At 69.4% G+C, this 22,606-nt stretch carries 23 protein-coding genes; 8 read left to right on the top strand and 15 right to left on the bottom strand.

Features of this window, described 5'->3' with window-relative positions; genetic code table 11:
• Positions 1-38: 38 nt before the first annotated feature.
• Entirely contained in the window at positions 39-308 is a 270-nt protein-coding gene (locus C1H66_RS17090) for an Rdx family protein (RefSeq protein WP_102629088.1), read from the bottom strand.
• Positions 309-533: 225 nt separating this feature from the next.
• On the opposite strand from C1H66_RS17090, the gene C1H66_RS17085 reads away from it, so the two are divergent.
• From C1H66_RS17085 to ettA, 3 genes are all read left to right on the top strand, one after another.
• Positions 534-965: a PAS domain S-box protein gene (locus C1H66_RS17085; protein WP_102629087.1), complete on the top strand. Its 432-nt coding sequence runs from the start codon at positions 534-536 to the stop codon at positions 963-965.
• A 183-nt stretch (positions 966-1,148) separates the two neighbouring features.
• Positions 1,149-1,361: a PA3496 family putative envelope integrity protein gene (locus tag C1H66_RS17080; RefSeq protein ID WP_102629086.1), complete on the top strand. Its 213-nt coding sequence runs from the start codon at positions 1,149-1,151 to the stop codon at positions 1,359-1,361.
• A gap of 163 nt (positions 1,362-1,524) precedes the next feature.
• Positions 1,525-3,186, top strand: coding sequence for an energy-dependent translational throttle protein EttA (ettA, locus tag C1H66_RS17075; RefSeq protein WP_102629085.1), 1,662 nt, complete (start codon positions 1,525-1,527; stop codon positions 3,184-3,186).
• Between the two features lie 108 nt (positions 3,187-3,294).
• Here the strand turns inward: ettA and C1H66_RS17070 are convergent, their stop codons facing one another.
• The 14 genes from C1H66_RS17070 to C1H66_RS17005 all read right to left on the bottom strand — a co-directional run bounded on the left by C1H66_RS17070 (position 3,295) and on the right by C1H66_RS17005 (position 15,949).
• Positions 3,295-3,450, bottom strand: a complete 156-nt coding sequence (locus C1H66_RS17070; protein ID WP_102629084.1) for a DUF1328 domain-containing protein — start codon at positions 3,448-3,450, stop codon at positions 3,295-3,297.
• Between the two features lie 134 nt (positions 3,451-3,584).
• The gene (lpxL, locus tag C1H66_RS17065) at positions 3,585-4,499 is read right to left on the bottom strand and encodes an LpxL/LpxP family Kdo(2)-lipid IV(A) lauroyl/palmitoleoyl acyltransferase (RefSeq protein ID WP_102629083.1); all 915 of its coding nucleotides are present in this window, start codon (positions 4,497-4,499) and stop codon (positions 3,585-3,587) included.
• An 11-nt stretch (positions 4,500-4,510) separates the two neighbouring features.
• Positions 4,511-5,617 carry an alanine racemase gene (gene alr, locus C1H66_RS17060; RefSeq protein ID WP_102629082.1) on the bottom strand — a complete coding sequence of 369 codons (1,107 nt, stop codon included), beginning with the start codon at positions 5,615-5,617 and terminating at the stop codon, positions 4,511-4,513.
• 150 nt (positions 5,618-5,767) lie between these two features.
• Positions 5,768-7,222 (bottom strand): TolC family outer membrane protein, encoded by a 1,455-nt coding sequence (locus tag C1H66_RS17055; RefSeq protein ID WP_102629081.1) that lies wholly within the window; start codon positions 7,220-7,222, stop codon positions 5,768-5,770.
• 125 nt (positions 7,223-7,347) lie between these two features.
• Complete coding sequence (gene rpoS, locus C1H66_RS17050) at positions 7,348-8,349, bottom strand: RNA polymerase sigma factor RpoS (protein ID WP_102629080.1); 1,002 nt, start codon at positions 8,347-8,349, stop codon at positions 7,348-7,350.
• A gap of 128 nt (positions 8,350-8,477) precedes the next feature.
• Positions 8,478-9,665: a peptidoglycan DD-metalloendopeptidase family protein gene (locus C1H66_RS17045; RefSeq protein WP_102629079.1), complete on the bottom strand. Its 1,188-nt coding sequence runs from the start codon at positions 9,663-9,665 to the stop codon at positions 8,478-8,480.
• Positions 9,658-10,644, bottom strand: coding sequence for a DUF368 domain-containing protein (locus C1H66_RS17040; RefSeq protein WP_181423485.1), 987 nt, complete (start codon positions 10,642-10,644; stop codon positions 9,658-9,660). Before C1H66_RS17040 ends, C1H66_RS17045 begins: the two co-directional genes overlap by 8 nt.
• Positions 10,645-10,679: 35 nt before the next feature.
• A complete protein-coding gene (locus C1H66_RS17035) occupies positions 10,680-11,360 on the bottom strand; it encodes a protein-L-isoaspartate(D-aspartate) O-methyltransferase (RefSeq protein WP_102629077.1) in 681 nt (226 codons plus the stop codon).
• Complete coding sequence (gene surE, locus C1H66_RS17030) at positions 11,347-12,093, bottom strand: 5'/3'-nucleotidase SurE (RefSeq protein ID WP_102629076.1); 747 nt, start codon at positions 12,091-12,093, stop codon at positions 11,347-11,349. The genes C1H66_RS17035 and surE overlap by 14 nt, the downstream gene beginning before the upstream one ends.
• 28 nt (positions 12,094-12,121) lie before the next feature.
• Positions 12,122-13,174, bottom strand: coding sequence for a tRNA pseudouridine(13) synthase TruD (truD, locus tag C1H66_RS17025; protein ID WP_102629075.1), 1,053 nt, complete (start codon positions 13,172-13,174; stop codon positions 12,122-12,124).
• 4 nt (positions 13,175-13,178) lie between these two features.
• A complete protein-coding gene (gene ispF / locus C1H66_RS17020; protein WP_181423483.1) occupies positions 13,179-13,670 on the bottom strand; it encodes a 2-C-methyl-D-erythritol 2,4-cyclodiphosphate synthase in 492 nt (163 codons plus the stop codon).
• A 7-nt stretch (positions 13,671-13,677) separates the two neighbouring features.
• Positions 13,678-14,409 carry a 2-C-methyl-D-erythritol 4-phosphate cytidylyltransferase gene (gene ispD, locus C1H66_RS17015; RefSeq protein ID WP_102629074.1) on the bottom strand — a complete coding sequence of 244 codons (732 nt, stop codon included), beginning with the start codon at positions 14,407-14,409 and terminating at the stop codon, positions 13,678-13,680.
• On the bottom strand, positions 14,406-14,756 hold the full coding sequence (gene ftsB, locus C1H66_RS17010) for a cell division protein FtsB (protein WP_102629073.1): 351 nt from the start codon (positions 14,754-14,756) through the stop codon (positions 14,406-14,408). The genes ispD and ftsB overlap by 4 nt, the downstream gene beginning before the upstream one ends.
• A gap of 59 nt (positions 14,757-14,815) precedes the next feature.
• On the bottom strand, positions 14,816-15,949 hold the full coding sequence (locus C1H66_RS17005; RefSeq protein ID WP_102629072.1) for a GNAT family N-acetyltransferase: 1,134 nt from the start codon (positions 15,947-15,949) through the stop codon (positions 14,816-14,818).
• A 336-nt stretch (positions 15,950-16,285) separates the two neighbouring features.
• Between C1H66_RS17005 and C1H66_RS17000 the strand changes: the two genes are divergently transcribed.
• From C1H66_RS17000 to C1H66_RS16980, 5 genes are all read left to right on the top strand, one after another.
• Positions 16,286-17,680 carry a coniferyl aldehyde dehydrogenase gene (locus C1H66_RS17000; protein WP_181423482.1) on the top strand — a complete coding sequence of 465 codons (1,395 nt, stop codon included), beginning with the start codon at positions 16,286-16,288 and terminating at the stop codon, positions 17,678-17,680.
• Positions 17,681-17,811: 131 nt separating this feature from the next.
• Entirely contained in the window at positions 17,812-19,698 is a 1,887-nt protein-coding gene (gene edd, locus C1H66_RS16995; protein ID WP_102629070.1) for a phosphogluconate dehydratase, read from the top strand.
• 280 nt (positions 19,699-19,978) lie between these two features.
• On the top strand, positions 19,979-20,947 hold the full coding sequence (glk, locus tag C1H66_RS16990; RefSeq protein ID WP_102629069.1) for a glucokinase: 969 nt from the start codon (positions 19,979-19,981) through the stop codon (positions 20,945-20,947).
• Between the two features lie 30 nt (positions 20,948-20,977).
• Complete coding sequence (locus tag C1H66_RS16985; RefSeq protein ID WP_102629068.1) at positions 20,978-21,949, top strand: aldose epimerase family protein; 972 nt, start codon at positions 20,978-20,980, stop codon at positions 21,947-21,949.
• On the top strand, positions 21,946-22,606 hold a 661-nt coding region (locus C1H66_RS16980), incomplete at its 3' end, for an aldo/keto reductase (RefSeq protein ID WP_102629067.1). The genes C1H66_RS16985 and C1H66_RS16980, both read left to right, overlap by 4 nt.

Below are 22,606 nucleotides of genomic sequence, written 5' to 3'. Positions count from 1 at the left end.
CCCGTAGCCCGTAGCCCGTAGCCCGTAGCCATGATGCCTTATCGATCGATATGTCCCAGGCTGCGATCCGGGTCGAGACGATCGCGTACCGCCTGCTTCAGGGCCTTGATATCGGGGAAGCCACCATCGCGCTTGCGCTCCCACAGAGAAACGTCGTCGAGGAACATCTCGAAATAGCCGCCATGGGAGGGCACCAGGGCCACCTCCTCGAGGTCCTCGCCGAAGGTCGAGAGCAGCTCCTGGGCGTACCAGGCACTGCGCAGCAGCCACTGGCACTGGGTGCAGTAGTGGATGCGAATACGTGACATGTCACCTCTCCGTCGCAACAAATGGATGTCGGCGATGATACCAGCCGGGGAGCCTCCATGGCCGAACGCACGATCGATATCGTCTCGACGAACGCCACACCGGCGAGACGACGGGCGTACCGTGCGTTGAAATCCCGGTCGTGGCTGGCCATGATGGTGACAACCCAATGCTCCCCGGTGGCGTCGTCCTGGCGCTCGGAACGGGAACCGCGACAGGAACCCTGCATGAAACGATCCCCCTTGATCAGCCCGGACCTGCTGGAGCGCATCGTCGATGCCTCGGCAGACGGCATCGTGGTCGCCGAGCAGGAGGGCGACGAGCACATTCTGATCTACGTCAACCAGGGTTTCGAGCGCCTGACCGGTTACAGCGCCGACGAGATCCTCTACCGCGACTGCCGCTTCCTGCAGAACGGGGATCGCGATCAGCCGGGGCTGGACGTGCTCCGCAAGGCGTTGCGGGAGGGGCGCCCCTGCCGCGAGGTGCTGCGCAACTACCGCAAGGACGGCACCCTGTTCTGGAACGAACTCTCGATCACCCCCGTCTACGACAAGGACGACAACCTCACCTATTACATCGGCGTACAGAAGGACGTCACCGAGCGGGTCGAGGCGCAGCAGGAACTGGCGCGTCTCAAGGCCGAGTACGGCCTTTAGCGGCCCCCTCCCCGATACCCGGCGATGCGCACCGGCAAAAAAAGTCGCCGCAGGGTATTGCCCTGCGCCGCCGGTGGCGATATATAGCCAGCAGGCAACCGCCGTTGCCGGCTGGCGCTTCAGGGTCCGCGCATTCGGACGAGAAGCGATTCCGAATGGCACTGGGTCATGGGAGGGCATTGCATGAGCCGTGAACCCCTGGTCAACGACGCGCTCGACGACGAGCAGGACTATCAAGAGGCGGTCAACGACGACGACTATGGTCGCTCACGCCCCGCCAGCCGCGCCGACACCCTGCGCGCCCGCCGCCGCGTCGAGTCGCTGCTCGAAGAGCGCCGCCTGCAGCGTGCCATCGAGGACGACTGGATGCTCGACGACGACGACGAAGAGGAGTAACGCCCTCCCCGTAGCGGTCGGGTCGTACGCTGCGACCCGCCATCGGTCGCGGCCGCTCCGCCGGATGGAGCCGACAGCCGACTCGCCCGAGTCGCGGCTGGCCTTTCCCCGGCCCGGCCACTATCATCGTGGCCACTGAAATCCTCCAACCAAGTGGCATTCCATGGCGCAATACGTCTACACCATGAATCGGGTGGGCAAGGTCGTGCCCCCCAAGCGCGAGATCCTCAAGGACATCTCGCTCTCCTTCTTCCCGGGCGCGAAGATCGGCGTGCTGGGCCTCAACGGCGCCGGCAAGTCGACCCTGCTGCGGATCATGGCCGGGGTCGACACCGAGTACAACGGCGAGGCCCGGCCGATGCCGGGCATCAACGTCGGCTACCTGCCCCAGGAGCCGCAGCTCGACGACGACAAGAACGTCCGCGAGACCGTGGAAGAGGCGCTGGGTGCCATCAAGGAGGCCCAGGAGAAGCTCGACGCCGTCTATGCCGCCTATGCCGAGCCGGATGCCGACTTCGACGCCCTGGCCAGCGAGCAGGCCAGGCTCGAGAACATCATCGAGGCCGCCGACGCCCACAACATCGAGCGCAAGCTCGAGGTGGCCGCCGAGGCCCTGCGCCTGCCACCCTGGGAGGCCCGGGTCGGGCACCTCTCCGGCGGCGAGCGGCGCCGCGTGGCGCTGTGCCGGCTGCTGCTCTCCAGCCCCGACATGCTGCTGCTCGACGAGCCCACCAACCACCTGGATGCCGAGTCCGTGGCCTGGCTCGAGCGCTTCCTGCACGACTACTCGGGCACCGTGGTGGCGATCACCCACGACCGCTACTTCCTCGACAACGTGGCCGGCTGGATCCTCGAGCTCGACCGCGGCCAGGGCATCCCCTTCGAGGGCAACTACTCCGACTGGCTCGAAGCCAAGGAGAAGCGCCTGGGGCAGGAGGCCAAGCAGGAGGCCTCGCGCCAGAAGGCGATCAAGCAGGAACTGGAGTGGGTGCGCAGCAACGCCAAGGGCCGCCAGGCCAAGAGCAAGGCGCGCCTCAACCGCTTCGAGGAGATGCAGTCCGGCGACTTCCAGAAGCGCAACGAGACCAACGAGATCTACATTCCGCCCGGCCCGCGCCTGGGCGACAAGGTGATCGAGTTCCACGGTGTCACCAAGGCCTTCGATGACAAGCTGCTCTACGAGGACCTCTCCTTCACCGTGCCCAAGGGGGCCATCGTCGGCATCGTCGGCGGCAACGGTGCCGGCAAGTCGACGCTGTTCAAGCTGATCAAGGCCGCGGAGCAGCCGGACGGCGGCGAGGTGGTACTCGGCGACACCGTCGACATCGCCTACGTCGAGCAGCTGCGCGATGCCCTCGACGACAAGCAGACGGTATGGCAGGCGGTCTCCGACGGCCAGGACATCCTCAACATCAACGGCTACGAGGTGTCGTCACGGGCCTACGTGGGGCGCTTCAACTTCAAGGGCAACGACCAGCAGAAGTTCCTCAAGGACCTCTCCGGCGGCGAGCGCGGCCGCCTGCAACTGGCCCAGACCCTCAAGCAGGGCGCCAACGTGCTGCTGCTCGACGAGCCGTCCAACGACCTCGACATCGAGACGCTGCGCGCCCTCGAGGAGGCGCTGCTGGCCTTCCCCGGCTGCGCCATGATCATCTCCCACGATCGCTGGTTCCTCGACCGCGTCGCCACCCATATCCTCGCCTTCGAGGGCGATTCCCGGGTGGTGTTCTTCGAGGGCAACTACCAGGAGTACGAGGAGGATCACCGCCAGCGCGTGGGCAACGACACTCCCCACCGCATGAAATACAAGCGCATCGACGCCTGAGTCGACGACGGTCACGCGCATGCCCGAAGGCCCCCCCCCCGGTGGGGCCTTCGTCATTCCGGTGAACGGCAGTCTACCTCGGGAGGGTGGTTCGGGTGTCGGGCGACGTCAGCGCCGCCCGCGGATCAGCGACACCACGAACAGGATCAGGAACAGCACGAAGAGAATCTGGGCGATCCAGGCGGCGGCCCCGGCGATTCCGGAGAACCCCAGAACAGCGGCGACGATCGCAATGATCAGGAACAGCATGGCGTTGCCAAGCATATGGAACCTCCTTTTCCGGTGGCGTTTCCGGCCGCCTAAGGGCAAGGAATTCGCCCGGCGGTCCCTTCAGGCTTGTCGCCTCGCCCCGAAGTTGCAAGTTACCGAAGGTTACGCCTTGTGACGCCCGTCACCGGTCAATAGAACCCCGGCTCGCCCTCCGGGCGCGTCTTGAAGCGCCGGTGGAGCCACAGGTACTGCTCCGGATGCTTGCGAATCGCGCCCTCGATGAAGGCGTTCACCCGCGCCGCATCCGCCACCTCGTCGCCGCTGGGGAAGTCCTCCAGCGGCGGCAGGTACTCCAGGGTGTAGGTGCGGTCGTCCGGGTTGCGGTGAAAGATCAGCGGGATCACAGGCGCCCCGGTCATGCGAGCGATCTTGGCGGTGAGCTTGATGGTCGCCGCCTCGATGCCGAAGAAGGGCGCGAAGACACTGGCATGGCGGCCGAAGTCCTGGTCCGGCGAGTACCAGACGCAGTGGCCGGCCTTGATCCGCCGCACCACCCCGCGCAGGTCGTGGCGATCGATGGCGGTGCCGAAGATGCGGTTGCGGGCGCGGGTCATGAAGCGCTCGAAGAGCGGGTTGTTGTGGGGCCGGTAGACCGCATCCGCCCGGAAGAACAGCGAATGCAGGGCCCCGCCCAGGTCGAGGGTCGAGAAGTGCACACCGATGATCAGCGCGCCCTTGCCCTCGGCCTGTAACCGGGCCATGTGCTCCTGCCCCTTGAAGACGACCCGATGGCGCAGGTGCTCGGGATCGCGGCACCAGCCGGTCGCCGTCTCGAGGATACCGATGCCGTTGGCGATGAAGGTCTCGCGCACCTGCCGGTGATGCTGCTCGTCATCCAGTTCCGGGAAGCACAACCGCAGATTGGTCTCGACGATATGCCGGCGGCGCGGCACCAGTCGCCATACCAGCAGCCCGATGGCCTTGCCGAGCCACAGCTTGAGGCGCCACGGCAGCCAGGCGGCGGCATACATGGCACCGATGGCGAGCCAGACGGGCCAGTAGCGGGGATGCGCGAAGGAGCGTGGGTAGTCTTTCCGTGACATGCCATTGTCCGTCAGCCAAAACCGCCATGATACCGCCTCGGCACCCGGGGTAGCACCCCGGTGAGCAGGGTATAGCTGATGGTGTCACAGTACCGTGCCACCTCGTCCACCGGCAGCACCTCACCGTTGGCCGCCCGCCCCCAGAGCACCACCTCGCTGCCGATCTCGGCATCGGGGATATCGGTGATATCCACCGTCAGCATGTCCATGGAGACCTTGCCGGCGATGGCGGTGCGCCGGCCCTCGACCAGCACCGGAGTGCCGTCGACGGCGTGCCGGTCATAGCCGTCGCCGTAGCCTGCCGCCACCACGCCGATCCGCGACGGCCGCGGCGCTCGCCAGCGGCCGGCATAGCCCACCGGCTCGCCGGCGGCAAGCTCACGCACGGCGATGAGCCGCGACCGTAGCGTCATCACCGGCTTCAGCCGTCGGCTCGCCTCGCTGGAGGCTTCCAGGGGATCACCACCGTAGAGCATCACGCCGGGCCGGTTCCAGGCACCGTGGGCCTCTGGCCAGGCCAGGGTGGCCGGCGAGTTGGCCAGGCAGGTGGGCGCGCCCAGGCGTTCCGCCAATGCCTCCAGCAACGCCAGTTGGTGCTGGAAGTAGCTCGGATCCAGGGCGTCGGCAGTGGCGAAATGGCTCATCAGGTGCAGGTCGCAGGCCTGCGCCGGCGCCGTGACGAGGCGCTTCCAGACCGCCTCGACCCGCTCGGGGGGAAAACCGAGCCGGTGCATGCCCGAATCCACCTTGAGCCAGACCGGGATCGGCCGGGCCGGGCGATGGGCCAGCAGGGCGTCGAGTTGCCAGTCGCTGTGCACCACCATCCACAGCCCCAGCGCCTCGACACGTTCGAGCTCGCGGGCCTCGAAGACCCCCTCGAGCAGCATGATCGGGGTAACGATGCCCGCCTCGCGCAGGGTCTCCGCCTCCTCGAGGCAGGCCACGGCGAAGGCCGGCGCCAGCCCCTCCAGCGCCCGGGCACAGGCCACCGCACCATGGCCATAGGCGTCGGCCTTGAGCACAGCGAGCGCTCGGCTGTGGGGGGCCAGGTCGCGGGCGAGGCGGTAGTTGTGGCGCAGGGCGTCGAGATCGATGTCGGCAAGCAGCGGCCGGGCCATGGCGGATTCCTGAAACGGCTGTCGGAGAATAAAGAATTATCCTCCAGACTCATGGGCATTTCATGGAAAAAACCACCAAATTAATGGTGGATTCCCGTCATCCTGATCGAAAGAAACCGTATCGACAGCAGGATCTCATGCAGTCACTGTTCATTCGGGCGGCTGGGGACGCTCGCCGATGTTCATCACCGGGTCGGGGTTCGCCTCGTCCGGCAGGTCGAGGGAGACCGCCTGCTCGCTGCGCAGCCAGGCATTCACCGCCTGGATCGACTCGGCATCGAGCAAGCCCGCCTGCTGCTGCAGGCGCAGCAGGCCCAGCACGTAGTCATAGCGAGCCTCGGCGTGGTCGGCCACGGCATTGAACAGGTTCTGCTCGGCGTTGAGCACGTCGACGATGTTGCGGGTGCCCACCTCGTAGCCCGAGCGCGTGGCCTCCAGGGCACTCTGGTTGGAGACGATGGCCTGGGCCCGCGCGTCCACGGTCTCCACGTCGTTGCTGACCCGGGTGAACAGCGAACGCACCTGCTGGACGGTATCGCGACGCTGGGCCTCGAAGTCGTACTGGCTCACCTCCAGGGAGAAGCCGCTCTGGCGGATCTGCGCCCGGGTGGTACCGCCGGTGTAGAGCGGCAGGCTCGCCCGCAGGCCGAGCTGGCTCGAGGAGTTGTAGCCCGAGACACCGCTGCGATCGTTGTCGGCATAGTTGTAGGCGGCGAAGGCCTCCACCGTCGGCAGCTGGCCGGCGCGAGAGACCTCGAGTTCGCTGCGCGCCACCTCGACGCCGGCCTCGGCCATCTGGAGTACCGGGCTGTTGGACATGGCGAGCGAGACCCAGTCGTCGCGACCGAGCGGCTCGGGGGGTTCGATGGGGATGTCCGCGGCCAGCCCGTCGATGCTCTCATAGCGCTGGCCGGTGAGCCGCTCCAGGGCCTCGAAGCTGACCTGCATGGCACTCTCGGCGGCGACGCGCTGGGCCCGAGCCAGGTCGAAGGAGGCCTGGGCCTCGTGGACTTCGGTGATGGCGATCAGGCCCACCTCGAAGCGCTCGCGGGCCTGCTCCAACTGGCGACTGATGGCGGTCTCCTGGGAGCGCCGGGCGGAGAGGATGTCGTGGGCCCGCAGGATCTCGAAATAGGCCTCGGCCACGTCGAATAGCAACTGCTGCTCGGTGGCGGCCAGCGACAGCGCCTCGCGGTCGATCTGCCGCTCGGCCGTCTCCAGTCGGGCACGCCGGGTGGCATCGAACACCGACTGGCTGGCTTCCAGGTTGAGGCCGAGGCCGTTGTAGTTCTCCTCGTCCGGGATACCGAAGCCAGCGCCATCGGGGAGCTCCCGCTGGAACCCGTTGCCCTGGCTCGCGTAGATCCGCTCATGGGTCAGGCGACCCCCGGCCGAGAGCTGGGGCAGCAGGGAGCCGCGCTGGATGTCGCGCCCCGCCTCCACCGCCGAGAAACCCGAGCGGGCAGAGGCCAGGCCGGCGTCGTTGTCGAGGGCATCGCGGGTGACGGTCCAGAGATCGGCGGCCTGGGCCGAACCGGCCACGGCCAGCCCCATCAACAGGGCCAGGCCGTGGCGAACCAGGCGAGGGGGGGGCGAAGGAGGCATGGTGCGAAATTCCTGGTGAGAGTCAGAGCATGCTGCCGTGTTCCGTCATGGTCGATCATCACTTGGCAGAACATCGGTACGCCGGCGGATGATCGGCACCGACGCACCGCCCTGCCGGCACCCGCTCACTCGAAGATGGCATCCAGCGAGAGCCCCTGCTTGTCGAGCAGGCGGCGCAGTTTCTTCAGCGCTTCCACCTGGATCTGGCGTACCCGCTCGCGGGTCAGCCCGATCTCCTCGCCCACCTGCTCCAGTGTCGCCGCCTCGTGACCGCGCAGGCCGAAGCGGCGCACCACCACCTCCATCTGCTTGTCGGTCAGCTCGGCCAGCCACTCGTCGACGTGCTGCTTGACGTCGCCATCGACCAGCGAGGACTCCGGCCCCTGGTCGTTGTCGTCGGCCAGGGTCTCGATCAACGGCTTGTCGCTCTCGCCGCCCATGGGATAGTCGACCGAGGAGACCCGCTCGTTGAGCCCCATCATCTTCTTGACCGTCTCCACCGGCTTGTCGAGGTAGTCGGCAATCTCCTCGGCGGTGGCCTCGTGGTCGAGCTTCTGGGTCAGCTCACGGGCCGCCCGCAGGTAGATGTTGAGCTCCTTGACCACATGGATCGGCAGGCGGATGGTGCGGGTCTGGTTCATCAGCGCCCGTTCGATGGTCTGGCGGATCCACCAGGTGGCGTAGGTGGAGAAACGGAAGCCGCGCTCGGGATCGAACTTCTCCACCGCACGGATCAGGCCCAGGTTGCCCTCCTCGATCAGGTCGAGCAGCGACAGGCCGCGATTGAGATAGCGACGCGCGATCTTGACCACCAGGCGCAGGTTGGACTCGATCATCCGCGAGCGCCCCATGGGGTCGCCCTTGCGGGCCAGGCGGCCGAAGTGGACCTCCTCCTCGGGGGTCAGCAGCGGCGAGAAGCCGATCTCGTTGAGATAGATCTGGGTGGCGTCGAGGCTGTGATGGTAATTGCGGTCCTCACGGCTCAGCGCCTTCTCGAAGGCCTCGTCATCGCTGGTGGTATCCTCATCGCTATCGACCACCTCCCCCACTTCCTCGATGCCCTCGACGTCCGAGCCTTCGTCCGACTCGAGATTCACATCCTGAAGGTCCCGTTCAAGCATGCTCATCGGTTGCTACCCCATGGTTGCGACTTGTCGCCGTATGGCTCCTGACAGCAGGAGCGGCGCTTGCGGTTATTATTGTGTTACGTCCCAGTGGCAATGCATGCAGCATTCCGCCCGACGAACCGCCGCGGTCAACGCGGCGGCAGGAATTCCAGGGGATCCTGAGGCTGGCCGTCCTTGCGCACCTCGAAGTGCAACCTGACGTCCTCGGCATCGCTGTCGCCCATGGTGGCGATCACCTCTCCGGCTTCGACCACGTCGTTCTCGCTCACCCGCAGGCTGTCGTTGTGGGCATAGGCACTCAGGAACTGGTCGTTGTGCTTGAGCAGGATCAGGTTGCCGTAGCCCCTCACCCCGCTGCCGGCGTAGACCACGATCCCGGGCCCGGCTGCCCTGACAGGTTGCCCCTTTTGCCCGGCGATATCAATGCCGGCGGTGATGGTCGACCCCTCGCCGAAACGCCCAACGATCTCGCCGTCCACCGGCCACCGCCAGGCCACCTCGTCGACCGGTGTGTAACTGCGCCCGTCGCGGTCCTGGCTCGGCTCGCTGGCCCCGGCCACCGCCGTGCCGGCATCGGGGCCGGGAGGCGCTTCCTCCTGGCGCCGTTCGGGTTCGGGCTCCGGCTCGTCCCGGGCCAGCTCGCGGCTCGGCGCCTCCACCGGCTCGGCGGGCTGCTCGGCAGACTCCCTCGGCTCCGGCTGGCGCTCAGCCTGCTCCTGCGCGGCGCGGCGCTCGGCCAGGTCCCGCCCGCTGAGCGAACCATCGGCACCGGGGCTGTCGTAGTCGTATACCGGGCCGGGGCCCTGACCCGATCCGGTCACGCCGGCGGCACTCTCCATGGCCACCTCGCTGGGGCCATCGATCCCTCCCTCGTCTTCCAGGCGCTCGGCGGTCAGGCGACGGTTGCGTTCGATGGCCTCCTCATCCGGCAGCAGCCACTCCATGTTGGTCCCTGGCTCGGCGGACACCTGCTGGCCACCGAGCCCGGTGGCCACCACGCCGCGATCGCCGGCGGTCTCGCCGGTAGACGCCCGCGCCGCGGCTTCGCCCTCGCGGGTCAACGCCAGTTGCTGGCCGGGCTGGATCTGGTAGGGAGGGCTGATCTGGTTGAGCCGCGCCAGGTCGCGGTAATCCATGCTGTGGCGCCAGGCGATACCATAGAGGGTGTCACCGGCCTCCACCGTATAGGTACCGGCCGCCGTGCTCTCGCGGCTGGCGGAGAGATCCCGGACCTGTACCTGGGGAGCCTGGCCCTGCTGGGCGGCACAACCCGCCACCGCCAGGGCCAGGCCGGAAATCAGCAATACCTTACGCATCGGAGCCTTCCTCCTTGTTGTCTGACCGATGAGAAGTGCCGGGCTCACGGGAAGCGCCGGGCTCACGGGAATCAGGGGATACCGGCGCTGCCGGCGGGGTACGTCGTCCGGTGCGACCGAGCAGCAGCACCAGCGCCGCCCCGGCCAGCATCAGCGCCACCACTCCCGGGAGTTGCGCGGCGTCGCCGGTCAACTGGGCATAGCCGCCCGGGGTCAGGTAACGAAAGTCCAGCGGGATCATCTGCCCTTCCGGGCCGAGTTGATAGCGTACCAGCTCACGCCAGGGCCAGAGTACCGGCAGCGACCCCACGATGAAGCCGACCAGCAGCTGCAGGGTGGCGGTGTGATGGTGGCGCAGCAACCAGGAGAGCAGGCGCGAGAAGAAGAACAGGCCGATCAGGCAGCCCAGCCCGAAGATCGCGATCAGGCCCAGGTCGAAGCTGCGGATGCCCTGCATCACGGTGCCGTAGAGGCCCATGGTCAGCAACAGGAAGCTCCCCGACACCCCCGGCAGCAACAGCGCACTGATCGCGATGGCGCCACCCACCACCAGCATCAGGTTGGCGCTGCCGAGCTGGGTGATCAACGGCATCAGTGCCGGCAGCCAGTGGGCCAGCAGTAAGCCGGCCACCAGCGGCAGCAGGTGCCACCACTTCCAGTCGGCGGGATGGCGACTGACCACCAGCGCCGACGCCGCCACCAGGCCGAAGAAGAAGCCATTGAGCAGCAGCGGATGGTCGTCCATCAGCCATACCACCAGGTGGGCCACACTGACCAGGCTGGCGAGGATCCCGGCCAGCAGTGGCAACACGAAGGCGAGGTTGAGGTGGGCCGCCAGCATCGGCAGGCCACCGCGGCGCCAGGCGACGAAGGCACTGGGGCCGAACTGCTTGATGGAGTGGATCAGCTCCTCGTAGATGCCGGTGACGAAGGCGATGGTCCCGCCGGAGACGCCGGGCACGGCGTCGGCGGCCCCCATGCCGGCGCCCCTGAGAAAGATACCCAGATGTCGCTTCAACGAATGACTCCTTCCAGCAGCGGCACGAAGCGTACCGACTCCAGCCGCTGTTGCTCGAACTGGCTACCCTGGCGCTGCACCCGGGTCAGCCATTGGCGCCCCCGGGCATCGGCCAGGGGCGTGATCAGTACTCCCTCCTCGCCGAGCTGGGCCAGCAGCGGCGCGGGCAGTTCCGAGGCGCAGGCGGTCAGCAGGATGACATCGAAGGGGGCCGCTTCCGGCCAGCCATGGCCGCCGTCGGCCAGCCGCAGCCGCGCCTGGTGGGCGCCCAACTGCCGCAGCCGCTGTCCCGCACGACGGTGCAGGGCATTGATCCGTTCCACCGACCAGAGTTCCGATACCAGCCGCGACAGCACCAGGGTCTGGTAGCCGGAGCCGGTGCCGATCTCCAGCACCCGGGCCGGCCGCTCCTGGATCACCAGCTCGGTCATGCGCGCCACCATCCACGGCTGGGAGAGCGTCTGGCCGTGACCGATGGGCAGCGCCGTGTCCTCGTAGGCGCGGTGGGCCAGCGCCTCGTCGAGGAACAGGTGACGCGGCTCGCGGGCCATCACCTCCAGCACCCTGGGATCGCGGATGCCCTGGTCGGCCAGGCGGGCGACCATCCGGTCACGGGTTCGCTGCGATGTCATGCCGACCCCTTGCAGCAGATCGGGGCGTAGATCAGGTGAGTGCATCCAGCCAGCCCTGCACGTCGTCGAGCGCTGCATGCCGGGTCAGGTCGGTCTGCAGCGGAGTGATGGAAACGAAACCCGCCTCCACGGCGGCGAAATCGGTATCCGGCCCGTCGTCGGCGTTCTCGCCGACGGCCGCGATCCAGTAACGCACGCGGCCACGGGGGTCGCGCACCTCCAGCGGACGAGCCGCCGGCCCGCGATACCCCAGGCGGGTGACCCGGAAGCCCTGGATCTCGTCCCAGGGAAGGTCGGGCACGTTGACGTTGAGCAGGCTGCGCGGCGGCAGCGAGAGCTGGTCGGCCGCCCCCACCAGGCTGGCCGCCACCCGGCCGGCGGTGTCGAAGTGACGCGCCCCGACCAGCGACATGGCGATCGCCGCCATGCCCAGGTTGCGCCCCTCCATGGCCGCGGCCACGGTCCCCGAATAGAGCACGTCGTCGCCCAGGTTGCCACCGTGATTGATCCCGGAGATCACCAGGTCGGGCTTCTCGTCCCAGACCCCGTTGACCCCCAGGTAGACACAGTCCGCCGGGGTGCCGTCGACGCTGTAGAAGCCGTTGTCGAGGGCGGAGAGCGCCAGCGGCCGGCTCAGGGTCAGGGAGTTGCTCGCCCCGCTCTTGTCGCGATCCGGTGCCACCACGCGCAGCCTGGCGTGGCGGACGAGGGCATCATGCAGGGCGCGCAGCCCCGGCGCATGCACCCCGTCATCGTTGGAGAGCAGCAGTCGTCGCATCGTCGTTCCTCGTTTGCCTCGTTCCCGGTCACAGACCGGGGTGCATGATCAATTCCCGCAGCACCGCGGTGGCGAAGGCGCCCCGCGGCAGCGCAAACGACAGCCATAGCTCGCCGTCTCCACGTTCGAGGGCCGGGTCGGCCAGGCGCAGGCGCAGCGCCCGGCGGGCCAGGCGCACCCCGGCCCGCTCGAGACCACCGCACAGCGCCGGATAACGCTCGGGCAGTGCCGCCTCGAAGGCGCTGGCCTCGCCACCGGCCACCGAGCCGCCGCTGCCCCAGAGCACGCCGCTGGGGTGCAGGTCGAGGCGCTCGGCCCGGGCCGACAGCTCGGCGTCGGGCGCCTCGACGGAGAACTGGCTGGCGGTGCCGTCGAGCATCACCACCTCACCGGGCAGTGGCGTCGCCCAGCTACCCGCGCGAATGCGTGCCGCCAGCAGCTCGTTGAACAGGAAACTGCGCGCCGCCGAGAGCAGCATGCCGTCGCGGTCGTCGCGCTTGCGCCAGCCGCGGGCCAGCAGCGCCCGGGCACGCAGCAGGTTACGCCCGTCGGGGCCGAAGCGCTGGGGGCCGAAATAGTTGGCCACGCCGTGGCGGCAGAGCCGCTCCCAGCGCGCCGTGAACCCCGGGTCCTCGACCGCCGCCCCGGTGAGCCGCAGACGGAAGCGGTTGGCGCGATGCACGCCGCGCTTGAGCTTGCGCGGATGACGCCCCTGGTCGAGCACCCGGATGCCGAGGGCGGCGAGACGCTCGACCAGCGCCGTGGGTGCCTCGCGGCCGGGCAGCTGGACCGAGAACCACTGGCGGGTCACGGCGATGCGATCCTTCATCCCGGAATAGCCGACCTCCCGGGGCGACGCCTCGCAGAGCCGTGCCAGTTCGCGGGCCACCATCGCCGTGGTCAGGTCACGCTTCTCGATCCACAGCCAGAGGTGCTCGCCTTCGCCCTGCGGGGCGAAGTCGAGGCACTCCTCGACCGCGAAGTCTTCGGGACAGGCCCGGTAGTCGCCGGCGGCCGGCGGGCCGCACTCGCCATCCAGCACCCGGGGCCAGGCCGGCGGCCAGGCGATGGGGTCATGCATCGGTTCAGTCACCCGCCGTCCCCCGCTGCATCAGCAGGACCACCGCCTCGGCGGCGATCCCCTCGCCGCGACCGGTGAAGCCGAGCCGTTCGCTGGTGGTGGCCTTGACGTTGACGGCAGAGGCCCCGACACCGAGGTCCTCGGCGATGATCGCCACCATGGTGGCGATATGCGGGGCCAACTTCGGCGCCTGGGCGATCACCGTGGCGTCCAGGTTGCCGACCCGGTAGCCGGCCTCCCCGACCAGCCCCGCCACGTGGCGCAGCAACACGCGACTGTCGGCGCCGGCCCAGGCCGGGTCGGTGTCGGGGAAATGGCGGCCGATGTCGCCCAGGGCACAGGCGCCGAGCAGGGCATCGCAGACGGCATGCAGCAGCACGTCGCCATCGGAGTGGGCGACGAAGCCGTGGCCGAAGGGCAGCCGAACGCCACCGATCATCAGGTGGTCGCCCTCGCCGAAGCGATGGACGTCGAAGCCGTGGCCGATTCGCAGCATGCTGTTCTCACCCACTCGGGTCGACTCCTCGGTGATGGGACGGCGAGGCCGCCTGGGCGGCCAGCACCAGCGCGGCCAGGCCCAGGTCCTCGGGATGCGTGATCTTGAGATTGTCGCGACGCCCGGCCACCAGCCGCGGCGCCTGCCCCAGGGCCTCCACCGCCGAGGCCTCGTCGGTCACCGCGAGGCCACGCGCCCGTGCCTCGCGCAGGGCCCGGCACAGCAGGCCGTAGCGGAATCCCTGGGGGGTCAGGGCGTGCCAGAGGCCCTCCCGGGGCTCGGTGGCGCTGACCCGCCCGGCGCCGTCGTCGCGCTTCATGGTGTCGGCCGCCGGCGCGGCGAGCAGGCCGCCCACCGGGTCATCGGCGAGGGCGGCGTGGAGGCGCACCAGGTCGTCGACGGTGACGCAGGGGCGGGCCACGTCGTGGACCAGCACCAGGTCGCGCTCGCCGGCAGTGCCGGCGATGGCCTCCAGGGCATTGGTCACCGAATCGACCCGTTCGGCCCCGCCGGGCACCCGGCGCCAGTCGGCGAAGGGCACCCAGGCGGGGTCGAAGTGACGATCGTCGACATCCAGGCAGAGGCAGAGCCGGGCCGCGGGGAAGGCCTGGTACAGCCGTGCCAGGGTATGCGCCAGCACCGGCCGGCCCTGCAGCTCCAGGTACTGCTTGGGCCGATCGGCGCCCATGCGCCGGCCCCGCCCCGCGGCGGGCACCACCAGCCAGGGGACCTCGCTCATCGGCTCGCCTCCGTGGGCCGCGGCGCGCTCTCGGCCAGGCCGGCGCCGACCTCCCGCCGGGTCGCCTCGACCGCCACGCCCGGCACCCAGAAGAACTGCTCGTCGGCGCGTACCATGCCGATGTCGCTGCGCCCGCGCTCCTCGATGGCATCGAGGCCGGTCTTGAGGTCGACCACCTCGGCGGCGAGCCGGGCATTACGGTCGCGCAGCGGCTTGTTCTCCGCCTCCAGGGCGGCGACCCGCTCGCGCACCAGGGCGAGGTCGCGGATGCCCCCCTCCCCCAGCCACAGGCGATACTGCAGCAGGGCGAGCAGGACGATCAGCACGATGGCCAGCCACTTGAGCATCCGGGAATTCCGTCTCGACACGACAATGGCAGGCATTATGCCACCTTAGTCCGCCGCCCTCACGCCCGAAACGGCAGTGCCTGCTCCGCCGCCCGGCGATAGGCGTCGACGTGAACGCGCTCCTCGGCGCAGAAGCGCGCGATGGCCGCGCGCAGCCCGGGGTCGGCGATGTGATGCAGCGAGCGCAGCCGGCGCGGCGCGAAGCCCCGGGCCAATTTGTGCTCGCCCTGGGTGCCGGGATCGAAGATGGTCAGCCCCGTCGCCAGGCAGTGCTCGATGCCCTGGTAGTAGCAGGCCTCGAAGTGCAGGCAGTCGGCCATCACCTCGCTGCCCCAGTAGCGGCCATAGAGGGTGCGGGCCCCCTGCAGGCAGAGCGCCGCCGCCACCGGCCGGCCGTGGAGGCGTGCCTGGATCAGCACCAGGGCCTCGGGCAGGGTACGGCGCAGGCGCTCGAAGAAGTCGAGGTTGAGGTAGCCGTGCCGGCCCCGCTCCAGGTAGGTGATCTCGTAGCAGCGGAAGAAGTGGGCCATGGCGCCAGCGTCGATCTCGCCCCCCTCCAGTCGCTGCAGGGTCAGGCCCTGCTCGGCCACCAGGCGACGCTCGCGGCGAATCGCCTTGCGCCGCTTCGAGGTCAGCGCGGCGAGAAAACCGTCGAAGTCGCCATAGCCGCGATCCCGCCACTGGAACTGCACGCCGTGGCGCACCAGCAGCCCGGGACGGGCCTCCCGCCAGGCCTCCACCTCGCGCTCCTCGGCGAACAGCAGGTGCCAGCTGGAGAGCGCACTCGCTTCCCAGGCAGGTGCCAGCATCGCCCTGGCCTCGCCCGGGTCGACGCCCTCGGCCAGCGCCAGCCGCGGCCCCGGCGCCGGGGTGAAGGGGATGGCGCTGAGCCCCTTGGGGTAGTAGCGCCCGCCGGCGCGCTCCCAGGCCTCGGCCCAGGCCCAGTCGAAGACATACTCACCGTAGGAGTGGTGCTTGTGGTAGTGGGGCATGAGGCCGACCAGTGCCTCGCCCCGCCACAGGGTGAGGTGGCGCGGCACCCAGCCGGTGGCCGGCCCCACCGCGCCGCTGGCCTCCAGCGCATGCAGGAACTCGTGGCGCAGGAAGGGATGATCGTCGCCCACCAGGGCATTCCACCGCGCGGGCGGTACCGCCTCGATGGCGGGCAGCTCTTGCAGCACAAGCTTGGGCATGGCGGCTCCAGAACATGTGAGTCCATAGCGAGGGGCGCCGCGGGCAGGCCGAAGAGGAGGTCCGATTCCAGGGGTGAGGAGCATTGCTCCGAACGGGCTGGCCATGGATGGCCAGCACCGGCCCTGCAAGCGGCGCAGGACGCGAGAGCGCCGCAGGGAATCGGTAGCGCCCAGGGATGGGTCTACAGCGCCTCATCGCAGGCCTGCCGACGGATCAGGCCCGAGCGATGCCACCGCTCCGGCAGCTGACAAGCGACCGGTCGAAGGCCTACATTGTGCGCAGACCTTGCCGCCCGTTCCACTACCGGTTCTTTCCACATGCCAAGGGAGATGCGCATGGCCAACGCCCGTGACCTGCCGGCACGCCTGGACGAACAGCGCCGCGCCTTCGCCGCCGAGCGCTTTCCGTCGCTGGCGACCCGGCGCGACCGTCTCGCCCGCCTGGCGACCATGACCCGCCACCACCGCGACGAGATCGCCCTGGCGATCCGCCAGGACTTCGGCCACCGTGCCGAGGCCGAGACCCGCCTCGCGGAGGTCGCCACCGTGCTGCAGGCCGTGCGCCACGCTCGTCGCCACCTCAGGCGCTGGATGCGCCCCAGGCGTGCCGCGATGCCGCTGCGACTGTGGCCGGCCCGCGCTCGGGTCCATCGCCAGCCGCTGGGGGTGGTGGGCATCGTCGCCCCCGCCAACTACCCCTGGAACCTGGCCCTGCTGCCGGCGGTGGATGCCCTGGCCGCCGGCAACCGGGTAATGATCAAGCCCAGCGAACAGACCCCCACCACCAGCGAGCTGATGGCGAGGCTCGCGGCGCGTTATTTCGCTGATGACGAGCTCTGCGTGGTGACCGGCGATGCCGACACCGCCCGCACCTTCGCCGCCCTGCCCTTCGACCACCTGCTGTTCACCGGCAGTGCCCGCGTCGGCCGCGAGGTGGCCCGGGCCGCCGCCGCCAACCTCACGCCGGTGACCCTGGAGCTCGGCGGCAAGACCCCGGCCATCGTCGCCGACGACGCCGACCTGGAACACGCCGCCCGGCGCATCGCCTTCGGCAAGTGGCTCAACGCCGGCCAGACCTGCATCGCCCCGGACTATGTGCTGATCGACGAGCCGCGCCTCGGCGCCTTCGTGGAGGCCCTGACCCGGACGGTCAAGCGGTTCCACCCCCGCGGCACCGCCGGCGACGACTACACCGCCATCCTCGGCGAGCGGCACCGCGAGCGCCTGGATGCCATGCTGGAGGAGGCGCGGGATCACGGCTGCCGGGTGATCCCGCTGGGCGAGCCGGTCGAGCTGCGCGAAGGGGCCAAGCTGCCCCCGACCCTGGTGATCGACCCCCACGAAGGGCTTATGCTGATGCATGAGGAGATCTTCGGGCCCTGGCTGCCGATCCTCGGCGTGCGTGACCTGGAGGCCGCCCTGGCCTTCGTCCAGCGCCGGCCGCATCCGCTGGCGCTGTACGCCTTCACCGACGATCCGGCACGGCGCCAGCGCATCCTGCGCGAGACCCACTCCGGCGGCGTGGTGTTCAACGACACCCTGTGGCACAACGCCGTGCCCGCCCTGCCCTTCGGTGGCGTGGGCGAGAGCGGCATGGGCGCCTACCACGGCGAGGCCGGCTTCCGGCGCTTCAGCCATGAGCGCGGCGTCTTCCAGCAGGCCAGGCGCAACGCGGCGGGGCTGCTCGACCCGCCCTACCGGCGCTGGCTGCTGCGGCTGCTGGGTCTCTGAGCCGGAGAGTACGACGAAAATCGCAGTAATAAAACTACAAATGCGCCCGAACACGACGTAGAATTGGCAAAGATCCGGATCAATTTTTGGTAAGTTTACCAAATAGCCAACACTCGATTCCGAGGTGCCCCATGGCCAGCACGACCCCCGCCCTCAACGACACCGTCGCCGACGTCACCCGCCGCATCCGCGAGCGCTCCAGTGAACGCCGCGCCCTCTACGAGAGCCGCATGGCGGACCAGCACCGGCGCGGCGTGCACCGGGGCGAGCTCTCCTGCGGCAACCTCGCCCACGGCTTCGCCGCCTGCGGTGCCGAGGACAAGAACTCGCTCAAGCTGATGAACGCCGCCAACCTGGGGATCATCTCGTCCTACAACGACATGCTCTCGGCCCACCAGCCGCTGGAGACCTTCCCCGAGACCATCAAGGCCGCCGCCCGCGCCATGGGCTCCACCGCCCAGTTCGCCGGCGGGGTGCCGGCCATGTGCGACGGCGTGACCCAGGGCCAGCCGGGCATGGAGCTGTCGCTGTTCTCCCGCGACGTGATCGCCATGGCCACCGCCGTGGGGCTATCGCACAACATGTTCGATGCCGTCCTCTATCTCGGCGTGTGCGACAAGATCGTCCCGGGGCTGTTCATCGCCGCGGCGCGCTTCGGCCATCTGCCGGCGATGTTCGTGCCCGCCGGGCCCATGCCCAGCGGCCTGCCCAACAAGGAGAAGGCGCGCATCCGTCAGCTGTTCGCCGAGGGCAAGGCGAGCCGCGAGGACCTGCTGGAGGCCGAGTCCGCCTCCTACCACAGCCCCGGCACCTGCACCTTCTACGGCACCGCCAACTCCAACCAGCTGATGATGGAGATGATGGGCCTGCACCTGCCCGGCACCTCCTTCGTCAACCCCGGCACCGAGATGCGCGAGGCGCTGACCCGCTTCGCCACCGAGCAGACGATCCGCAACACCGAACCCGGCGGCGACTACCGCCCCTTCTACCGGCAGATCGACGAACGGGCCATCGTCAACGCCATCGTCGGCCTGCTCGCTTCGGGTGGCTCCACCAACCACACCCTGCACCTGGTGGCCATGGCCGCCGCCGCCGGCCTGACCATCACCTGGGAGGACTTCACCGACCTCTCCGCGGTGACCCCGAGCCTGATGCAGGTCTATCCCAACGGCCAGGCCGACATCAACCACTTCCAGGCCGCCGGCGGCATGAGCCTGCTGATCCGCGAGCTGATCGGGGCCGGCCTGATCCATACCGACATCCCCACGGTGTTCGGCACCGACATGACCGCCTATACCCAGGAACCCTTCCTCGAGGACGGCCAGCTGATCTGGCGCGAGGGACCCACCGAGAGCCTCGACCCCGAGGTGCTGCGCCCGGTGGCCGAGCCCTTCGCCCCCACCGGCGGGCTCACCGTGCTGAACGGCAACCTCGGCCGCGGGGTGATCAAGGTCTCGGCGGTCAAGCCCGAGCACCGGCTTGTCGAGGCGCCGATCAAGATCTTCGAGGACCAGAACGACCTCAAGGCGGCCTTCGAGGCCGGCGAACTCGACCGCGACGTGATCGCCGTGGTGCGCTTCCAGGGGCCCAAGGCCAACGGCATGCCCGAACTGCACAAGCTGACCCCCTACCTGGGCGTGCTGCAGGACCGCGGCTACAAGGTGGCGCTGGTCACCGACGGCCGCATGTCCGGCGCCTCGGGCAAGGTGCCGGCGGCGATCCACATCAGCCCCGAGGCCCTGGACGGCGGACCGCTGGCCAAGCTCAAGGATGGCGACATCGTGCGCCTGGACGCCGACAGGGGCAGCCTCGAGGTCAAGGTCGACGCCCATGAGTGGGCCGAGCGCGCGCTGCGCATCGGCGACCTCGACCACTACCACGTGGGCCTGGGCCGCGAGCTGTTCGGCGGCTTCCGCCACCTGGCGATGCGCGGCGAGGAGGGCGCCGGGGTGTTCGGCGGCTTCGAGGCCGACGACCTGGCCCGCCAGGAGGGCCAGATCCACGAAGACGACGCCTGAGTCACTGCCAGAACAGGGCTACCGCAGTTGCACAGCGAGAAGCGTCGGGGACAGGTCGGAGAGGGGGTCCTACACCAGGGGTGAGGAGGATTCCTCCGAACGGGCTGGCCAGGGATGGCCAGCACCGGCCCTGCAAGCGGAGTAGGACGCGAGAGCGCCGCAGGGCGTCGATAGCGCCCAGGGAGGGGTTCACAGCGCCTCCTCGTAGGCCTGTCACCGGAACAGCTTCGAGCGATTGCCATCTGCAACAGCCCTGACGGCCAGAAGGGACGAATTGACGATGACAAGACCCGCACTGATCGGCGATATCGGGGGTACCAATGCGCGCCTTGCCCTGGTGACCCCGGGCGCCTTCGAGCCCCATGACATCCTGAGCCTGCCCTGCGCCGACTACCCCGGGCTGGTCGAGGCGGTCAACGACTACCTGGGCCGGGTCGGCGCCACGGGGGAGAGCGCCCCCCGCGAGGCCTGCCTGGCCTTCGCCTGCCCGGTCCGCGGCGACCGGGTGAAGATGACCAACAACCACTGGACCTTCTCGCGCCGCGAAGTGCAGCAGGCCCTGAACCTCGAGCTGTTCAAGACGATCAACGACTTCACCGCCCAGGCATTGGGCGTGCCCCATGTGGCCGACGACGCGCTGGTCGAGGTGCAGCCCGGCGAGGCGCTTCCCCACACCGCCCGACTGGTGATCGGGCCCGGTACCGGGCTCGGCGTGGCCGGCCTTTTCCCCGGCCGCCACGCCTGGATACCGCTGCCCGCCGAGGGCGGCCACGTCACCTTCGCCCCCACCGACGAACGCGAGCAGAACCTGCTGCGCCACTTCCGCAACCGCTACGGCCGGGTCAGCGTCGAGCGCATCCTCTGTGGCCAGGGGCTGCTCGACCTCTACCTGGCCCACTGCTCGCTCAAGGGGGCACCACCGCGCTACGCGACCCCCGCCGAGGTCACCGAGGGCGCCTCGGCCGGCGACCCGGTGGCCCGTGATACCCTGCTGCGGTTCCTGAAGATCCTCGGCGACGTCTGTGGCGATGCCGTCCTGACGCTCGGCGCCCGCGGCGGGGTCTACCTGTGCGGCGGCATCCTGCCGCGGCTGCTCGACTGGCTACCCCGGAGCCGCTTCCGCGAGGCCTTCACCGACAAGGGACGCATGAGCGCCTATACGGCGGCCGTGCCCGTCCGCGTGGTGACCGCCCCCTGGACCGGCCTGCTGGGTGCCGCCGAGGCCCTGCACAACGAAGAAGTCGAGTGACCCGAGGGGTCGCCTGACCGAGGAGGTCGAATGATTCCCGCAAGCCTGCGAGCACTGCTCGACGAGACCCGCGGCCAGCGCCGCGCCGAATGGCAAGGCCGTGAGCTGTGGCTGGCCAACGAGCCCTGGGGCGAGCTGGCGGTCTCGCTGCAGGGCGCCCAGCCCCTGCACTTTCTACCTGCGCCCGAAGCCGCGCGAGTCGCTGACGCTCCGGACGCGCCCGACACCGCACCAGCCACCGCCGAGGCCCCGGAGGAGATGGTGGCCGGCGGCTGGCTGTGGGTAACACCCACGCCCCAGGCGCTGCCCGGGGCGATCCGCGGCGGCATCCCGCTGTGCTGGCCCTGGTTCGCCGACGAGCACACCGCCGACGAGACGCCGGACCGCAATGGCCCGCTGCATGGCCCGGCGCGCAGGGCCCAGTGGCGACTCGACGCCGTGGACGAGCACGAGGGCGGCGTGGAGCTGCACCTTTCACCGCTGGAGCGCCTGCATACCCAGTTGGCTCCCCGTGCGGTGATCCAGGCCAACGGCCGGCGCCTGCACGTGGAGCTGATCACCGAGCACGTCGGCGAGACGCCGGTAAAGATGAGCGGCGCCCTGCACAGCTACCTGGCGGTGGTCGACGCCCATGCCTGCCGGGTCGAGGGGCTGGCCGGCGCCCGTTACCTGGACAAGCTGGCCGGCTTCGCCGAGCGCGAGCAGCAGGGCGAACTGGGGGTCCGCGGGGCGCTCGACCGCATCTATCACAGCAATGCCGAGCTCGTTCTCGACGACGGCAGCCGCCGCCTGCGTATCGCCCGCCAGGGCAGCGACTCGGCGGTGGTCTGGCATCCGGCCGAGGCCCCTCCCGACGACACCTCGATCGAGGCGGCCCGCCGCTTCCTCTGCGTGGAGTCGGCCAATACCCGCCTCGACCCGGTATGGCTGGTGCCCGGCGCCCAGCACCTGCTGGGCACCACACTCTCCCTCGATGACGGCGCCCGCGGGACCGACGCATGAGCGCCACGACGACCTTCGAGGCACCCTTCCTGCTGGGCATGATGCGGCTGCACGAGGAACCGGCGCTGCATGCCCCGGCGCGGCTGGCCGACTGGATCGAGGCCCGCCTCGACGAGGGGCTCGACTGGTTCGATCACGCCGACATCTATGGCGACCGCCAGGGCGAGGCGCTGTTCGGCGCGGCGCTCGGGCGCAGGCCCGACCTGGCCAAGCGGGTGCGCGTCGTCACCAAGGCGAGCATCGTCACCCCGGAGCGCGACGCGTCTCCCCATCGGGTCAAGCACTACGACAGCTCGCCGGCCTATCTGGCGCGTGCCATCGACGACTCGCTGGCACGGCTCGGCGTGACACGGCTCGACCACTTCCTGCTCCATCGCCCCGACCCGCTGATGGATGTCGAGGCCACCGGGCGGGTGCTGGACGACGCCATCGCCGCCGGCAAGATCGGCGCCGCCGGGGTCTCCAACTTCCTGCCCGAGCAGTGGCGACGGCTGCAGGGGGCCATGCACCGGCGGCTGGCGGCCCACCAGCTGCAGCTCTCGCTGGATCACCCCGCCCCGCTGTTCGACGGCAGTTTCGATGCCCTGGTGGCCGACGGCCTGGCACCGATGGTCTGGTCGCCGCTGGGCGGCGGCCGGGTGCTCCAGGGCCCGGCGC

This window comes from Halomonas heilongjiangensis (assembly GCF_002879645.1).
Taxonomy (GTDB): Bacteria; Pseudomonadota; Gammaproteobacteria; order Pseudomonadales; family Halomonadaceae; genus Halomonas; species Halomonas heilongjiangensis.
The sequence above is the reverse complement of the archived record's forward strand: the minus strand, read 5'-3'. Positions and strand labels throughout refer to the sequence as shown.

Excerpts from the sequence above, each read along its gene's own strand:
- alr (WP_102629082.1), bottom strand. The coding sequence starts at position 5,617 with ATGGCCCGGCCGCTGCTTGCCGACATCGATCTCGACGCCCTGCGCCAC.
- truD (WP_102629075.1), bottom strand. The coding sequence starts at position 13,174 with ATGCATGACCCCATCGCCTGGCCGCCGGCCTGGCCCCGGGTGCTGGAT.
- C1H66_RS17005 (WP_102629072.1), bottom strand. The coding sequence starts at position 15,949 with ATGCCCAAGCTTGTGCTGCAAGAGCTGCCCGCCATCGAGGCGGTACCG.
- ftsB (WP_102629073.1), bottom strand. The coding sequence starts at position 14,756 with ATGCTCAAGTGGCTGGCCATCGTGCTGATCGTCCTGCTCGCCCTGCTG.
- C1H66_RS16985 (WP_102629068.1), top strand. The coding sequence starts at position 20,978 with ATGATTCCCGCAAGCCTGCGAGCACTGCTCGACGAGACCCGCGGCCAG.
- lpxL (WP_102629083.1), bottom strand. The coding sequence starts at position 4,499 with ATGTCACGGAAAGACTACCCACGCTCCTTCGCGCATCCCCGCTACTGG.
- ispF (WP_181423483.1), bottom strand. The coding sequence starts at position 13,670 with ATGCTGCGAATCGGCCACGGCTTCGACGTCCATCGCTTCGGCGAGGGC.
- C1H66_RS17090 (WP_102629088.1), bottom strand. The coding sequence starts at position 308 with ATGTCACGTATTCGCATCCACTACTGCACCCAGTGCCAGTGGCTGCTG.
- C1H66_RS17045 (WP_102629079.1), bottom strand. The coding sequence starts at position 9,665 with ATGCGTAAGGTATTGCTGATTTCCGGCCTGGCCCTGGCGGTGGCGGGT.
- C1H66_RS17055 (WP_102629081.1), bottom strand. The coding sequence starts at position 7,222 with ATGCCTCCTTCGCCCCCCCCTCGCCTGGTTCGCCACGGCCTGGCCCTG.
- C1H66_RS17070 (WP_102629084.1), bottom strand. The coding sequence starts at position 3,450 with ATGCTTGGCAACGCCATGCTGTTCCTGATCATTGCGATCGTCGCCGCT.
- glk (WP_102629069.1), top strand. The coding sequence starts at position 19,979 with ATGACAAGACCCGCACTGATCGGCGATATCGGGGGTACCAATGCGCGC.
- edd (WP_102629070.1), top strand. The coding sequence starts at position 17,812 with ATGGCCAGCACGACCCCCGCCCTCAACGACACCGTCGCCGACGTCACC.
- rpoS (WP_102629080.1), bottom strand. The coding sequence starts at position 8,349 with ATGAGCATGCTTGAACGGGACCTTCAGGATGTGAATCTCGAGTCGGAC.
- ettA (WP_102629085.1), top strand. The coding sequence starts at position 1,525 with ATGGCGCAATACGTCTACACCATGAATCGGGTGGGCAAGGTCGTGCCC.
- C1H66_RS17035 (WP_102629077.1), bottom strand. The coding sequence starts at position 11,360 with ATGCACTCACCTGATCTACGCCCCGATCTGCTGCAAGGGGTCGGCATG.
- C1H66_RS17000 (WP_181423482.1), top strand. The coding sequence starts at position 16,286 with ATGGCCAACGCCCGTGACCTGCCGGCACGCCTGGACGAACAGCGCCGC.
- C1H66_RS17040 (WP_181423485.1), bottom strand. The coding sequence starts at position 10,644 with ATGGGGGCCGCCGACGCCGTGCCCGGCGTCTCCGGCGGGACCATCGCC.
- surE (WP_102629076.1), bottom strand. The coding sequence starts at position 12,093 with ATGCGACGACTGCTGCTCTCCAACGATGACGGGGTGCATGCGCCGGGG.
- C1H66_RS17085 (WP_102629087.1), top strand. The coding sequence starts at position 534 with ATGAAACGATCCCCCTTGATCAGCCCGGACCTGCTGGAGCGCATCGTC.
- ispD (WP_102629074.1), bottom strand. The coding sequence starts at position 14,409 with ATGAGCGAGGTCCCCTGGCTGGTGGTGCCCGCCGCGGGGCGGGGCCGG.
- C1H66_RS17080 (WP_102629086.1), top strand. The coding sequence starts at position 1,149 with ATGAGCCGTGAACCCCTGGTCAACGACGCGCTCGACGACGAGCAGGAC.